Below are 15,553 nucleotides of genomic sequence, written 5' to 3'. Positions count from 1 at the left end.
GGCCATCCACGCCTTGCCGCCGCAAATGCGGAAAAGGCGTGGATGGCCGGGACAAGCCCGGCCATGACGGAGGTTCTGAATAACTAAGCGATAGAGCAGGTCGCGGCGTAGCAGCCTACCCCTTCACGTCCTGCTTCTCGGACGCGGTCGGCTTGCCTTTGACGGCGTCGCCGACGACGCGGACCTTGTCGCCGCTGGCGAGGCCATCGGGCGGCGCGATGATGATGCGGTCGTCGGCCGCCAGACCGGAGGCGAGTTCGATCTCGCGGCCGAGGTCGCGCGCGATCTTGACGTCCTTGAACTGCACGCGGTCGTCGGGCCCGACAGTGGCGACGCGCAGTCCGGCGCGATTGAACATCAGTGCGCTCGCCGGAATGTACAGCGACACCTGATCGCTGGTCAGGCTCAGCTTCACATTGGCGTAGCCCCCGGGCATCAGCTCGCCCTTCGGGTTGTCGAGCACGAGCTGCATCCGGGTCGTGCCGGTGGTGGCGTCGACTGCCTGGGACGAGGTCTCAACCGTCGCCGGGAACGTCCGGTTCGGATACTCCGGCAGCGTGATCACCGCCTTGGCGCCAATCCGGATCATCGGCACGTAGGTCTGCGGCACGTTGACGTAGACGCGCAGCCGCGCGATGTCCGACACCACGAACATCGCCGGCCCCGCGTTGGAGCCGGCGCTGATCAGCGCGCCGACGTCGGTGTTGCGCTCGGTGATGACGCCGTCGAACGGCACGGTGATCTTCTTGAAGCCGGCGAGCGCCTCGAGCCGCTCGACATTGGCCTCGCCGGACTTCACTGCGGCCTTTTTGTTCGACAGGTCCGCGGTGCGCTCGTCGATCTCCTGCGCCGAGACGAAGTTGGAGGCCACCAACGTCTTGCGCCGGTTGAGCGTCGCTTCCGACAGCCGCGCGCTCGCCTGCTGGCTCAGAAGGTCTGCACGGGCCTGCAGCAATTGCTGATCGAGATCCGGCGCCTCGACTTCCGCGATCACCTGCCCGGCTTTGACCTTGGCGCCAATATCGGCGCTCCAGCTCTTCACGTAGCCGGACACGCGGGCGTAGATCGGCGCGCGGGAGTACGCTTCGAGCCGGCCCGGCAGATCGAGCGAGGCGGCGCGCGCCTTGCCGTCCGGCTTGGCCACCGCGACGCTGGGGATCGCCTGCTCGTTGGTCCAGGTCGTGAGTTCCGCGTTGCTCTTCTGCCGCGCGCTGATGCCGGTGACGACGACCGCAACGGCACCGAAGGCGAGCAGCAGGCCGGCGATGCCAAGCCCACGGCGGGACTTTCGCGGCGGCGCTTCAGTGGACATGCGACATCTCCGGGGCCGGCGCGGCGTCCTGCGCCGGCTGCTTCTTGTGAACCATGCTGAACACCACGGGCACAAACATCAAAGTAGCGAAGGTCGCGCACAGCAGGCCGCCGATGACGGCGCGGCCGAGCGGCGCGTTCTGCTCGCCGCCCTCGCCGAGCCCGAGCGCCATCGGCGCCATGCCGATGATCATTGCCAGCGCCGTCATCAGCACCGGGCGGAAGCGGACGAAACCGGACTCGAGCGCAGCCTGCACCGGATCGCCGAGCACCGCGTAGCGCTCGCGCGCAAATGAAATCACCAGCACGCTGTTGGCGGTGGCGACGCCCATGCACATGATCGCGCCGGTCAGCGCCGGCACCGACATCGTCGTGCCGGTGGCGAACAGCATCCAGACAATGCCGGCCAGCGCGGCCGGCAGCGCGGTGATGATCACGAACGGATCGGCCCAGGACTGGAAATTGACGACGATCAGCAGATAGATCAGCACGATGGCGCCGAGCAGGCCGAACAGCAGCCCGGAGAACGCGCTGTTCATGGTCTCGACCTGGCCGAGCAGCACCACCGACGAGCCCTTCGGCACCTCGGCCTTGGTCTCGTCGATCACCTTGCGGATGTCGGCGGACACGGCGCCGAGGTCGCGGCCCTGTGTGGTGGCGAAGATCTGCACCATCGACTGGATGTCGTATTGCGAGATCACCGCGTTGCCGGCCGAGCGGGTGATATCGGCGATGCCACCGAGGATCGGCGCGCTGGCGCCGGCGGTGCCGGTCGCCGAAATCGGAATCGTCTCAAGCTTGCCGAGCGAGTCGATCTGATATTGCGGCGTCTGCATCACGATCGAGTACGACACGCCGTTGTCGGGGTTGAGATAATAGGTCGGCGCGACCTGCGACGAGCCGGCGAGATTGACCACCAGGCTGTTGGTGACGTCGCGCGTGGTGAGGCCGACATACTGCGCGCGAGTACGGTCGACATCGATATTGAAAGTCGGATTGTTCGGCGACTGCTGCAGCCGCGCGTCGGCGACGCCGGGAATGCGCTTGATCTTCGCCAGCAGCTTGCCGGCATATTCGAAGTTCGCGGCCAGATTGGCGCCGCGCACCTGTAGGTCGATCGGGGCCGGCGCGCCGAAATTGAGGATCTGGCTGACGATGTCGGCCGGCAGGAACGCGAAGCTCATACCGGGGAATTGCCGCGGCAGCTGCTCGCGCAGTTGCTTGACGTATTCCTCGGTGGGCTTGTGCTCGCCCTTCAGCTTGATCTGGATGTCGCCGTCCTGAGTGCCGATCACGCCCGTGTTGTTGTAAGTCAGATTGATGCCCGAGATCGGCATGCCGATATTATCGGTCATGGTCTCGATCTGCTCTGGCGGAATGATGGTGCGGATCGCCTTCTGCACCTCGGCGAGCTGATTGGCCGTTTCTTCGACGCGGGTGCCGACCTGGGTGCGGACATGCATCAGGATCTGCCCGGCATCGACCGACGGGAAGAAGTTGCGGCCGAGAAACGGCACCAGCGTGAACGACACCGCGACGACGGCGAGGAAGCCGGCGACGAACAGCTTGCGATGTCCCATCGCCAGCGTCAGCAGATCGCCGTAGCCGTGGCGGAAGCGGGCGAACAGGCTCTCGAAGCCTTGCTGGAAGCGGACCAGCGGATTGCGCGAGCGCTGCTTGCCGTCGAGGCTGCCATGATGGACATGCGGCTTCAGCAGATACTTGGCCATCGTCGGAACCAGCGTCCGCGACAGGATGAACGACCAGATCATCGCGAACATCACCGCTTCGGCCATCGGCACGAACAGAAAGCGCGCGACGCCCTGCAGGAAGAACATCGGCACGAACACGATGCAGATGCACAGCAGCGAGACGAAGGCCGGCGTCACGATCTGGTGGGCGCCATCGAGGATCGAGGTCTCGACGTCCTTACCCTGCTCCAGATGCCAGTTGATGTTCTCGATCGTCACGGTCGCATCATCGACCAGGATGCCGACGGCGAGCGCGAGGCCGCCGAGCGTCATGATGTTCAGCGTTTCGCCGATCGCCGCGAGACAAATGATCGCGCCGAGCACCGACAGCGGGATCGACACCGCGATGATGATGGTCGAGCGCCAGCTGCCGAGGAACAGCAGAATCATCACGCTGGTCAGCAACGCCGCGATCACGCCTTCGACCGCGACGCCCGCGATCGCGCCGCGCACGAACACCGACTGGTCGCCGATCAGGGCGATCTTCAGCGACTCCGGCATCGCGTCCTTGACCTCGGTGATCTTGCGCTTGATGCCGTCGATGATGTCGAGCGTCGACACCGCGCCGGCCTTCAGCACCATCATCAGCACCGAGCGGTTGCCATCGACGTGGACGATGTTGGTCTGCGGCGGGTTGCCGTCGCGCACCGAGGCGACGTCGCGGATGTAGACCATCGCGCCGTTCACGGCCTTGATCGGCAGATTGCCGAGATCCTCGATCTTCAAGGGCGAGTTGTTGAGCTGGATGACGTATTCGAACTCGCCGATCTTCTGGGTGCCGACCGGGGTGATCAGGTTCTGCGCCGCCAGCGCGTTGGCGACGTCCTGGCCGGACAGACCGCGCGCCTGCAGCGCGCCGGGATCGAGGTCGATCTGGATCTGGCGCTGCTTGCCGCCGAACGGCCACGGGATCGCGGCGCCCGGCACGGTGACCAGCGGCGTGCGCAGCTGATTGATGGCGAGGTCGGCGAGGCTCTGCTCCGTCATGCCGTCGCCGGACAGCGCGAGCTGAATGATCGGAACTGTCGAGGCCGAATAGTTCAGGATCAGCGGCGGCGTGGCGCCCGCCGGCATCTGCTTCAGCAGCGTCTGCGAGATCGCGGTGACCTGCGCGTTGGCGGTGCGGATATCGACGTTGGGCTGGAAGAAGATCTTGACGATGCCGAACCCGTTATAGGAGTTCGCGACGATATGCTCGATGTCGTTGACCGTGGTGGTCAGCGCGCGCTGGAACGGCGTGGTGATGCGGCCGGCCATCTGATCCGGCGGCAAGCCGGTGTATTGCCAGACCACACCGATCACCGGAATGCGGATCTCGGGGAAGATGTCGGTGGGCGTACGCATCGCGGCGAGCGGGCCGACGATCAGCAGGAGCAGCGCGAGCACCACGAAGGTGTAGGGCCGGCTCAATGCGATGCGGACCAGCGAGATCATCCGTCGGCGTTCCCCGATCATTGGAAGGTGGCCGCGCTGCCCACGCGGCCGTCACGAGACTTACCGAACCACCGCCAAATAGCCAAGCGGCAGGGCGCGCATGGCGCCCTGCCGCATCGCACAATCTCGCGAGGTGATCAGTCCGAGGAGCAGCGCACCCCAACGCGTCAGGCCGCGCGTACGGATTGGAGAAACTGCCCGACCTCGGATTTCAGCCGATGGCTTTCGACCGAGAGCGATTGGGCTGCGGATAGCACCTGGGTCGAGGCCGCGGTCGCTTCGCCGGCGCCGCGCTGGACGTCGACGATGTTCGACGAAACCTGCTGGGTTCCAAGCGCGGCCTGCTGAACGTTGCGGGCGATCTCCTGGGTCGCGGCGCCCTGCTCTTCGACCGCCGACGCAATGGTCGAGGCGATCTCGGACATCCGGCCGATGATATCGCCGATATCCTTGATGGCGCCGACCGAGTCCTGGGTGGCGGCCTGGATCCCGGTGATCTGCTGGCTGATCTCGCCGGTGGCCTTGGCGGTCTGCTCGGCCAGCGCCTTGACCTCGCTGGCGACCACCGCGAAGCCGCGGCCGGCTTCCCCGGCGCGCGCCGCTTCGATGGTGGCATTGAGCGCCAGGAGATTGGTCTGGCCGGCGATGGTGTTGATCAGTTCGACGACATCGCCGATCCGGGTCGCAGCCTGCGCCAACTCACCGACACGGGCGTTGGTGCGGCGAGCCTGCTCGACCGCCTCGTTGGCGATCCGGGCCGAATCCTGCACCTGCCGGCTGATCTCGTTGACCGACGACGCCATCTCTTCCGTCGCCGAGGCGACCGAAGACACATTGTTGGAGGCTTCCTCCGAAGCAGAAGCGACTAGCGTCGTGACCTCCTGAGAGCGGCCTGCGGTCGCCGACAACGATCCTGCCGAGGCTTCGAGCTGCGTCGAGGCGGACGACACCGTCTGGACGATCTCGCCGATCAGTGACTCGAACGACCGGGTGATCGCATCGACGCGCTGCCCCCGCGCGATCTTGGCTTCGGCATCCGCGGCGGCTGCCTGGTCGGCGGCGCGCTTGTCGATCAATGCCTGTTTGAACACCTGCAGCACATCGGCCATCGCGCCGATCTCGGTCTTCTCGCCCTGATGCGGCACCACCGCGGTCAGATCACCGCCGCCGAGCGCCTGCATCGGTTGGATGATCGAGGCGATGCCGCGGGACACGTCGCGAACCAGGAAGAAGCCGAGCCCGATGGTGATCAGTGTGGCGAGCGCCAGAATGCCGATCACCAGATACAGCGCGGAGCGGAAGCTGTCCGCCGCGGATTTGCTGGCCTGATCGCCGCCGCGGGTGTTGAGGTCGATATCCCGCTGCAGCACGTCGTCGGCCTTCACGCCGATCGGGTTCACCGTCTTGGCATTGAGGTCGCGGGTCTCCTGCGACACCCGGCCGACATCCTGCCGTGATCGCGCCAGCACCTGCTCGGTGCCGCGCATGTACTCATTCCAGATCTGCGACCATTCATTGTACAGCGCACGTTCTTCTGGCGAAGCGATCATCTTCTCGTAAGTGCGTTGCGCCTGGGCAATTCGGTCCTTGACCGTCTCGACCGTCTTATCGACCGCCTGCTTGTCCTCGGCCGTAAACGACAGCAGATGCTGACGGACCGCGGTTCGATAAGTGATTCCGGCCGCTCGCAGTTCGCCAAGGGCCCGCACGCTGGGCATCCAGTTGGTGGCAATGTCATCCGTATTGGCATTGATGGATTGCATTTTCAGAATGGCTACCCCACCAAGGGCGACCATGACGATCAGCAGAGAAGCCAAAACGGTCGTGATCTTTGCGCGGATCGAAAGCCGGTCGAACATCGTCGGATCCTTGATAACTCTGAAAGACGCGCCGCCCTGCCCCCACGGCTGACTCCGCGTTGCGGCTTCTGCCGCCCTACTGAAGTAGTGCAGCAATCCTAACTCAGGGCTTAAGATTGGAACCGTCCAGGCGAAGTTTTTCGGCGCAACTACTTTAAGTCACTCCGGGTGTCAGGCTTAGCTAACACTTGCGTCATACGGCAGCGCGCAGCGTCCGTCGCATCTGTTCCGAACAGGAACTCGCGAAATCACTCAGCGGGCCCTTGCGCCGCTTCATCGGCGGCTCACGATCACGGCGCGGACTCAGAAGCTTGTCGTCCTGTAAGGTTCGAACCAGCCGAGCCCATCGATCGTGGCTGCGCGCGGCCGATATTCCGCACCAACGAAGCCGGCGTAGCCCAGCCGATCGAGGTCGGCGAACAGGAACGGATAGTTCAGCTCCTCGCCGTCCGGCTCCTGCCGCGACGGCACGCTGGCGATCTGGATATGGCCGATGATCGGCATCATCTCGCGCAGCCGCATCACCACGTCGCCGTGCAGGATCTGGCAGTGATAGATGTCGAACTGCAGCTTCAGGTTCGGAATGCCGAGTTCGTGGATCAGATCGCGAGCCATGGCGAAATCATTCAGGAAGTAGCCCGGCACGTCGCGCCGATTGAGCGGCTCGATCATCACCTCGATGCCGTGCGGCGCGAAAAAATGCGCCGCCACCGCCAGCGACCGGCGAAACGCCAATGCTGCGGCCCCATCGTGCGGATCCGCCAATCCGGCCAGCAGATGCACCCGCTTGGCACCGCTCGCCAGTGCATAAGGCAGCGCGGTGTGCAGGCTCCGCTGCAGCTCGTCGAATTTGTCCGGACGAGCGGCAAAGCCCCGCTCACCGGCGATCCAGTCTCCGGGCGGCAGATTGAACAGCGCCTGCGTCAGCCCATAACGATGGAGGCGCGCGGCGATATCGCCCGGCGCATGATCGTAGGGAAACAGGAATTCGACCGCCCGAAACCCCGCAGCGGCAGCCGCCTCGAACCGGTCGAGAAACGGCAGCTCGGTGAACAGGAAAGACAGATTGGCGGCGAAGCGCGGCATGGGCTGCTCGACAGAAGCCTGCCGTCAATTGCGAGGAGCGAAGCGACGATGCAATCCCAGCTCAGTCCACGACGCTCTGGATTGCTTCGCTTCGCTCGCAATGACGATGGCGACGAAGGAAGTCGCTGCACTCTAGCTAGGCAGCAGCTGCCTACAACCCCAAATACGCCTTCCGGACGTCGGGATTGTCCATCAGGTCGGCGGACTTGCCCTGCATCAGCACGCGGCCGGTCTGCAGGATGTAGGCGCGGTCGGCGATCTCGAGGCATTCGGCCATGCGCTGTTCGACGATCAGCACGGTCATGCCGGCGTCGCGGATCTTCTTCACCGACTGAAAGATCTCGCTGACCAGCTTGGGCATGATGCCCTGCGACGGCTCATCGAGCATCAAGAGGCGCGGCCGGGTCATCAGCGCGCGGCCGATCGCCAGCATCTGCTGCTCGCCGCCCGATAGGGTTTCGGCGCGCTGCTCCAGCCGCTCCTTCAGCCGCGGGAACAGGCTGAACACGAACTCCAGCGGCTGCTCGCGATCAGCTTTGCCACGAAACATGTAGCTGCCGAGCCGCAGATTGTCCTGCACGGACAGCCGCGGAAACAGCCGACGATTCTCCGGCACATAGGCGATGCCACGCGCCGTGATCAGATGCTGCGCCAGCCCGGTAATGGTCTCGCCGTCGAATGCGACCGAGCCGGAGCGCGGCCGTTCGGCTCCAGCAATCGATTTGATCAACGTCGATTTCCCAGCGCCGTTGGCCCCGGCGACGCAGACGATCTCGCCCTTCTCAACCTCGATCGAGACCTGCGAAATCGCGACCAGCCCCTTATAGGCGGTGGTGACCTCACGCACCGACAGCATGACGATCCCCCAGATAGGCGGTGATGACTTTCGGATCGCGCACCACGTCGGCCGGCTTGCCCTCGGTCAGTACCTTGCCGAGGTCGAGCACGATGGCGCGGTCGACCAGCGGCATGACGATTTCCATGACGTGCTCGACCATGAGGACGGTGACGCCGGTGTCACGGACGCGGCGAACCAGCTCGACGCCCTTCTCGGCCTCGGTATGGGTAAGACCGGTGAGGACTTCGTCGAGCAGTAGCAGCTTCGGCTCGGTCGCGAGCGCGCGCGCGACTTCGAGGCGGCGTTTTTCGGACGGGATCAGCTGATTGGCGAGCACGTCGGCGCGCGCCTCGAGGCCGCAGAACTGCAGCACCTCGTGCGCCTTACGGCGCGCCTCGCGCATCACCGTGGTGCGGATCAGCGCGCCGACGATGACGTTGTCGATCACCGTCATCGACTCGAAGCTCTTCACCACCTGGAAGGTCCGGCCGATGCCGCGGGCGCAGCGCGCGGTGGCCGGCAGCTTGGTGACGTCCTCGCCGTCGAAGATGATCGAGCCTTGCGTCGGCGGCAGCACGCCGGCGATCAGATTGAACAGCGTCGACTTGCCGGCGCCATTCGGGCCGATCAGGCCGACGATCTCGCCGCGGCCGACCGAGATCGAGACGTCGCTGTTGGCGACAAGGCCGCCGAAGCGCTGCCAGACGCCGCGGGTTTCCAGAAGCGGGGTGCTCATTGCGGCACTCCCTTCGAGGCCGGCCGGCGCGAGAACAGGCCGATCAAACCTTCCGGGCGTGCCAGCGAGATCAGCACGATCACCGTGCCGTACAGGATCAAATCGACGCCGCGGCCGGAGCCGCCGATGAACGACCGCGTTACTTCAGTGAGCGGGATCAGGATTGCCGCGCCGAGCACCGGGCCCCACAGCGTGCCGATCCCGCCGAGCACCGCCGGCAGCGCCATCAGCAGCGAGAACTGAAACGTCATCACGCTTTCCGGATCGATGTAGGAGACGAACATCGCGTAGAACGCGCCACCGATCGCGGTCAGGAAGGCGGAGACCGCGGCGGCGCCCATCTTGGAATTGAACACCACGACGCCGAGGCTTTCGGCGGCTTCCGGATTGTCCTTCACGGCCCGCCACCAATAGCCCCACTTGGAATTCTCCAGCCACCACGTCACCAGCCAGGCGACGCAGCAGAACACCAGGGCGAAGTAGTAGTACGGCAGCTTGCTGCGGGTGAACTGGAACTTGGCCCAGCTGTCGCCGCGCACCGGAATGTCGATGCCGAGCGCCGCGCCGGCCCAGTCCCAATTGTGGAACAGCAGGAAACCGATTTCGGCGATCACGATGGTGGCGATGACGAAGTAATGACCGCGCAATCGGAACGTCGGATAGCCGAGGCCCAGCGCAATCGCCGCCGAGATGATGCCGCCGCCGATCATGCCGAACCAGGGCAGCACGCCGAACTTGGTGAACAGCAGCACCGTGGTATAGGCGCCGAGGCCGAAATACAGCGCGTGGCCGAGCGAGATCTGGCCGCAATAGCCGCCGAGGATGTTCCAGGCCTGCGACAGCGCCGCATACATCAGGGACAGCACCATGATGTTCTGGACATAGACGTCCTTGACGAACAGCGGCGCGCAGGCAGCAGCGACTGCCAGCAGGGCCGCGACGATCAGATCGCGGCGACGGCGTTTGGTGTGAGCGTCGTCCATCAGATCGATCCGAACAGGCCGCGCGGCCGAATGAATACAACGAGCAGATATACGGCGTAGATGCCGATCGACTTCAGCGACGGGGGCAGGATCATCGCCGTGGTGGCCTCGACCAGACCGACGATGATGCCGCCCGCGAAGGCGCCGAACACGCTGCCGAAACCACCGAGCGCCACGGTGACGTAGGCGATCAGCGCGAACGAGGCGCCGACATCCGGATAGATGTAGAAGAACATCGCCATCACGGCGCCGGCGAGACCGACCAGCGCGCCGCCGAGGCCCCAGCCCAGCGCGAACACCTTGTTCTTGTCGATGCCGACCAGCGCCACCGCGCCGGCATCCTCACGGGTCGCTTCGAGCGCGCGACCGAAATCGGTCTTCTTGATGAAGAAGTACAGCGCCCCGAACGCGGCCAGCGAGACCAGCGCCCCGACCAGCTGCGGCACCGGCAGGAACACACCGCCGATCTGCAGCGTCTTGCCGCCCAGCCAGGAGACGTTGATGCTGCGATAATCCGGCGTGAAGAAGTACTGCGCCAGGCCGCGCATCAGGATGGCGAGGCCGAAGGTGGTGAAGATCTGCACCATGCCGATATTGGCTTTGGCGCGCATCGCGAAGCGGACCACTAATAAGTAGACGACCGCCCCGAACACGAACATCGCCGCCCCGACCAGCGGCGCGGCCAGCAGCGGGTCGATGGCGAAGAACGCGAACAGGAAGAAGGTGATGTACATCGCCAACATCAGGAATTCGCCATGGGCGAAGTTGGTGACGTCCATCAGGCCGAAGATCAGAGCCAGGCCGACCGCGACCAGGCCGTAAAGAAGTCCCATCAGCAGGCCGCTAGCCAGGGACTGGATGATCGTGGCGGTGGTCAAAACCCTCTCTCCGTCATTGCGAGCGAAGCGAAGCAATCCATGACGATGGCGGAGCGCTGGATTGCTTCGTCGCTACGCTCCTCGCAATGACGGGAGACGGCGAAGCGCCCCCCGCCCCTCTCGCGAGAATTTACGGCATCGGCCAGATCGCATCGGCGACCTTGGCCTGCTCCGGGAAGATGGTGACGAACTTGCCGCCGACATATTGCAGCAGCACCGGGTCGGCGAAGGTGTTTTGGCCCTGCTCGTCGAACTTGACGCGGCTCCACGGCATGATGGTCTGCTCGCCCGGCATGTCGGTGGCGACCAGCGCCTCGCGGATCTTCTCGCCGTCGGTCGACTTGGCGCGGTTGATGGCGTCGGCCATCACGATCAGGCCCATGAACTGCCGCGACGAGTAGTCGTTGAAGTCCTTGCCGGACTTCTCCTTGTACATGTCGTTGATCTTGCCGACCATCGGGCGCTTCTGGGCGAGGTCGAGCGAGAACGAGCCGCGCGAGATCACGCCCGGGATCTTGTCGCCGACCGCGTCATACAGCGCCTTCTCCGAGAAGCCGGCGTCCTGCGCGACGATGTTCTTGGCCTTGTAGCCGAGCTCGCCCATGGTGCGGATCAGCAGAATGCCGTCCGTGGTGTAGCTGGACGGCATGAGCACATCGGCGTCGGCGGCCTTGAGCTGTTGCACCTCGGCGGTCAGCGACGGCGAGTTGGCGCGGTACTTGATGTCGGCGGCGACCTTATAGCCGCGCTCCTGCGCCAGCTTGAGCTGCGCATTCGACGAGTCGGTGCCGAAGATGGTGTCTTCGTGGAACAGCGCCAGCGTCTCGATCTTCTGGCCCTTCTTCTTCAGCGCATCGAAGAAGTCGAACATCGCCTGCGAGAACATCTCGTCGTGCGGCGCGGCGCGGAAATAGTACTTTAGGCCACGACGATGCAGGCTGGGCGAGGAGTTGTCGGCCGACAGGAACGGAACCTGATAGCGTTCGCAGATCTGGCTGACGGTGACGGCGACGGCGCTCTGATAGGTCCCGACGATGGCGCAGACCTTCTCCTGGGTGATCAGGCGCTCGGCCTCGGCGCGCCCCTTCTGCGGGTCGGCCTGATGGTCGGCGAACACCAGGCGGATCTTGGCGCCGCCGAGCCCAGGCAGGCCCTCGCCGCGCGCCAGCGGCAGGTCATAATCGAAATTCCCATTGATCAGTTCGGCCGCGGTCTGGAATGCCTTCTGCGCGTCGACGCCGATCTGCGCACTGGCGCCGGACAACGGATAGATCACGCCGATCACGACTTCCTTGGCCTGCGCCCGCGCGGCGGTGGCGAACGGCAGCACGGCCGCGGTCGCGGCGCCCCCCAGCAGGAGATTACGGCGATCGATCTTCATGTCATATTCCTCTGTTACCAGCGCTGATGGTCAAGGGATCGAAGGTTTGGGATCGAAGATGGGTTGGCCTCACAGCACAGCAAGGTGCTTGTTCTTCAGGTCGGTGACAAGCATCAATCCGGGCGCGTGGGTGATTGCGAACGGCACCTTGGCGGCCGCGATCACCGCCTGCGGAGTGACACCGCATGCCCAGAACACCGGCAATTCATCCGGCCCGATCGTCACCGCGTCTCCGTAGTCCGGCTTGGCGATATCGGCGATACCGATCGACTGCGGCAGCCCGATATGCACCGGGGCACCGTGGACCGACGGAAACCGTGAGGTGATCTGGACCGCGCGGATCGCATCCTTCGGCTTCAGCGGCCGCATCGATACCACCATCGGGCCGGCAAACGGCCCTGCCGGCGTGCATGGGATGTTGGTGCGATACATCGGCACCCGCACTTTCTGCTCGATGTGCCGGATCGGAATGTCGTCGGCGAGCAGCGCTTCTTCGAACGAGAACGAGCAGCCGATCACGAAAGCGACCAGATCGTCGCGCCAGTACTTGATGACATCCTCCGGCTCGTCGATCACCTCGCCGTCGCGCCAGACCCGATAGGCCGGCACATCCGTGCGAATGTCGAGATCGACGCCGAGCGACGGGATCATCGGATTGCCGACATCCGACATGCCGATGATCGGACAGGGCTTGGGATTGAGCTGGCAGAAGCGATGGAAGGCGGCGGCGTCTTTTTCAGGGAGAATCGCCAGATTGCCTTGCACAAAGCCGGGGGCAATGCCGGCGGTCGAGTCGGCCATGCCAGCCCGATAAGCAAGCCTCGCCTGGCGAGATGGACTCATCGAACCCTCGGACTGGAGCTGCTCGCCTGCCATAAAAACAGTCATCCTCTCACCCTGCCTCTCTCGACAGCAGTGGAGCGCAAGCCTAGTATAATGTCTAATCTTTGTTTCTGATCAGAAACGATAAAGCTCCGTTATCCATGATGGGAGCCACCCCGATGGTGGACTTCAAGGCGCTCGAGACCTTTCTCTGGGTCGTGACGCTCGGCAGCTTTCGCGGCGCCGCGCACAAGCTCAACACCACGCAGCCGGCGATTTCCCAGCGGATCGCACAGCTCGAACGCGAGCTCGGCGTGCGGCTTCTGCAACGTGACCACCGTATGGCGTCGCCGACACCCAGCGGACGGCAGCTGATGCTCTACGCCGAAAAGCTGATCGGGCTGCGGACCGAGATGCTCGCGGTGGTCGGCGATCAGTCCAACATGCGCGGCGTGCTACGGCTCGGGGTGGCCGAGACCATCGTGCACACATGGCTTCCGCGGCTGATCGAGCGAGTCAACCGGCTGTATCCGAACCTGTCGCTGGAGATCGAAGTCGACATCACCCCGAACCTGCGCGCGCGGCTGCTGGCGCAGGAGATCGAACTCGCCTTCCTGCTCGGGCCGATGACGGCCTCGACGGTGCGCAGCCGGGTGTTGTGCGAATATGCGATCGGCTTCTTGGCGAGTCCGTCGCTCGGACTCGGCAGCGGTGAACTCGCTGTCGAAGACCTCGCGAGATTTCCGATCATCACCTTCCCGCGCAAGACGCAGCCCTACGAGATCGTGCGCTCGCTGTTCAACAAGCCGGAGCTGCCCCCGATCCGGCTGCATGCCTCGGCCTCGCTCGGCACCGTGGTGCACATGGCGATCGAAGGTCTCGGCATCGCCGTGATCCCGACCGCGATCGTCGAGAGCGAACTTGCCGACGGTCGGCTGCAGTTGCTGCAGACCGACCTGAAAATCCCGCCCCTGCGGTTCTCCGCAAGCTGGCTCGCCTCACCCGACACGGTAGCGATCGAGCGCGTCGCCGAACTCGCGGTCGACATCGCTCACACCGGCGGCTTCATGCCCGAAGCTGCGCCCGATGCAGCGCAGCTCCGCGACATTCTGCCGGCGCCCGAGCCGGCGATAGGTTGACGCGCGCGGCGGCGCGTTGAACTCTCTCACCACTGCCGCGCCGCTAGGCGCCATCTGTTTTATCCGGAGACCTCATGACCAAGCCTGCCTCGAACCTGCAGATCGATTCCGCGCGCCTGTGGGACACCATCCACACCACGGCGAAGTTCGGCGCCACGCCGAAAGGCGGCGTGCGGCGGCTGACGCTGGGGCCGGAGGACAAACAGGTGCGCGACTGGTTTCGCAACGCCTGCGAACAGGCTGGCCTCGAGGTCCGCGTCGACGGGCTCGGCAACATGTTCGCCCTGCGCAAAGGCCGCGACATGTCGAAGCCGCCGATCGGGCTCGGTTCACATCTCGACACTCAGCCGACCGGCGGCAAGTTCGACGGCATTCTCGGCACGCTGGGCGCACTGGAAGTGATTCGCACGCTGAACGACGCTGGCATCGAGACCGAGCTGCCGCTGTGCGTCACCAACTGGACCAATGAAGAAGGCTCGCGCTACGCGCCGGCGATGATGGGGTCGGCCGCCTTCGTCGGCGACTTCACCGTCGAGGATATTCTGAGCCGCAAGGACGCCGCGGGCATCAGTGTCGCCGAAGCGCTCGACAGCATCGGCTATCGCGGCGATCAGGCCGTCGGCACGCAGCCGTTCGGCGGCTTCGTCGAGTTGCACATCGAACAGGGGCCGATCCTCGAAGCCGAGGGCAAAACCATCGGCGTGGTCGAGAACGGCCAGGGCGTGCTGTGGTACGACGGCAAGATCGCCGGATTCGAAAGCCATGCCGGCTCCACGCCGATGAACCTGCGCCGAGACGCGCTGGCGACGCTGGCGGAGATCGTGCTGGCGGTGGAGCGGATCGCCACCGAGCTCGGCAACGCCGTCGGCACCGTGGGTGAAGCCGTGATCGCGGCGCCGTCGCGCAACGTCATCCCCGGCGAGATCGCCTTCACCATCGACGCGCGCAGTGCAGATTCCGCCATTCTCGCCCAGCTCGACTCCCGCATTCGCGCCGCGGTTGCCGAGATCGCCGCCAAGCGCAAGGTCGAGGTGACGCTCGACATGGTCTGGCGCAAGGAGCCCACGCATTTCGACAAGGCGCTGGTCGGCGCGGTTGCGACCGCTGCCGAGACGCTCGGCTATGCCAGCCGCCGCATCACCTCCGGCGCCGGCCACGACGCCTGCAACCTCAACGCCAAAGTGCCGACCGCGATGATCTTCGTGCCGTGCAAGGACGGCATCAGCCATAACGAGCTGGAGGATGCCACGCAGGCCGATTGCGCGGCTGGCGCCAACGTGCTGCTGCACACCGTGCTGTCGCTGGCCGGCGTCGCGAAGTAACAAAACGGGCTCG

The 15,553-nt window shown here is 64.8% G+C and carries 12 protein-coding genes; 2 read left to right on the top strand and 10 right to left on the bottom strand.

Features of this window, described 5'->3' with window-relative positions:
• Positions 1–115: 115 nt before the first annotated feature.
• The 10 genes from IP86_RS00410 to IP86_RS00365 form a co-directional block, all read right to left on the bottom strand.
• Positions 116–1,312 (bottom strand): efflux RND transporter periplasmic adaptor subunit, encoded by a 1,197-nt coding sequence (locus IP86_RS00410; RefSeq protein WP_054160595.1) that lies wholly within the window; start codon positions 1,310–1,312, stop codon positions 116–118.
• On the bottom strand, positions 1,302–4,496 hold the full coding sequence (locus tag IP86_RS00405; protein WP_054160594.1) for an efflux RND transporter permease subunit: 3,195 nt from the start codon (positions 4,494–4,496) through the stop codon (positions 1,302–1,304). Before IP86_RS00405 ends, IP86_RS00410 begins: the two co-directional genes overlap by 11 nt.
• A gap of 167 nt (positions 4,497–4,663) precedes the next feature.
• The gene (locus tag IP86_RS00400; RefSeq protein ID WP_054160593.1) at positions 4,664–6,355 is read right to left on the bottom strand and encodes a methyl-accepting chemotaxis protein; all 1,692 of its coding nucleotides are present in this window, start codon (positions 6,353–6,355) and stop codon (positions 4,664–4,666) included.
• Between the two features lie 303 nt (positions 6,356–6,658).
• Positions 6,659–7,441, bottom strand: coding sequence for a 2-oxo-tetronate isomerase (gene otnI / locus IP86_RS00395; protein ID WP_054160592.1), 783 nt, complete (start codon positions 7,439–7,441; stop codon positions 6,659–6,661).
• Positions 7,442–7,592: 151 nt separating this feature from the next.
• Positions 7,593–8,297 (bottom strand): ABC transporter ATP-binding protein, encoded by a 705-nt coding sequence (locus tag IP86_RS00390; protein ID WP_054160591.1) that lies wholly within the window; start codon positions 8,295–8,297, stop codon positions 7,593–7,595.
• Positions 8,281–9,015 (bottom strand): ABC transporter ATP-binding protein, encoded by a 735-nt coding sequence (locus IP86_RS00385; RefSeq protein ID WP_054160590.1) that lies wholly within the window; start codon positions 9,013–9,015, stop codon positions 8,281–8,283. The genes IP86_RS00390 and IP86_RS00385 overlap by 17 nt, the downstream gene beginning before the upstream one ends.
• Positions 9,012–9,998, bottom strand: coding sequence for a branched-chain amino acid ABC transporter permease (locus IP86_RS00380; protein WP_054160589.1), 987 nt, complete (start codon positions 9,996–9,998; stop codon positions 9,012–9,014). The genes IP86_RS00385 and IP86_RS00380 overlap by 4 nt, the downstream gene beginning before the upstream one ends.
• On the bottom strand, positions 9,998–10,876 hold the full coding sequence (locus IP86_RS00375; RefSeq protein WP_054160588.1) for a branched-chain amino acid ABC transporter permease: 879 nt from the start codon (positions 10,874–10,876) through the stop codon (positions 9,998–10,000). Before IP86_RS00375 ends, IP86_RS00380 begins: the two co-directional genes overlap by 1 nt.
• 130 nt (positions 10,877–11,006) lie before the next feature.
• On the bottom strand, positions 11,007–12,257 hold the full coding sequence (locus IP86_RS00370; protein WP_054160587.1) for an ABC transporter substrate-binding protein: 1,251 nt from the start codon (positions 12,255–12,257) through the stop codon (positions 11,007–11,009).
• A gap of 69 nt (positions 12,258–12,326) precedes the next feature.
• Positions 12,327–13,145, bottom strand: coding sequence for a putative hydro-lyase (locus IP86_RS00365; protein WP_054160586.1), 819 nt, complete (start codon positions 13,143–13,145; stop codon positions 12,327–12,329).
• Positions 13,146–13,258: 113 nt separating this feature from the next.
• Here IP86_RS00365 and IP86_RS00360 point away from each other — a divergent pair, with 113 nt between their 5' ends.
• Complete coding sequence (locus IP86_RS00360) at positions 13,259–14,218, top strand: LysR family transcriptional regulator (RefSeq protein ID WP_054160597.1); 960 nt, start codon at positions 13,259–13,261, stop codon at positions 14,216–14,218.
• Positions 14,219–14,292: 74 nt separating this feature from the next.
• Complete coding sequence (locus IP86_RS00355) at positions 14,293–15,540, top strand: Zn-dependent hydrolase (RefSeq protein WP_054160585.1); 1,248 nt, start codon at positions 14,293–14,295, stop codon at positions 15,538–15,540.
• Positions 15,541–15,553: the final 13 nt, after the last annotated feature.

Origin of the sequence: Rhodopseudomonas sp. AAP120, assembly GCF_001295845.1 — a bacterium.
Taxonomy (GTDB): Bacteria; Pseudomonadota; Alphaproteobacteria; order Rhizobiales; family Xanthobacteraceae; genus Rhodopseudomonas.
Note: the sequence above shows the minus strand (reverse complement) of the source record. Positions and strands in the feature narration are given on the sequence as shown.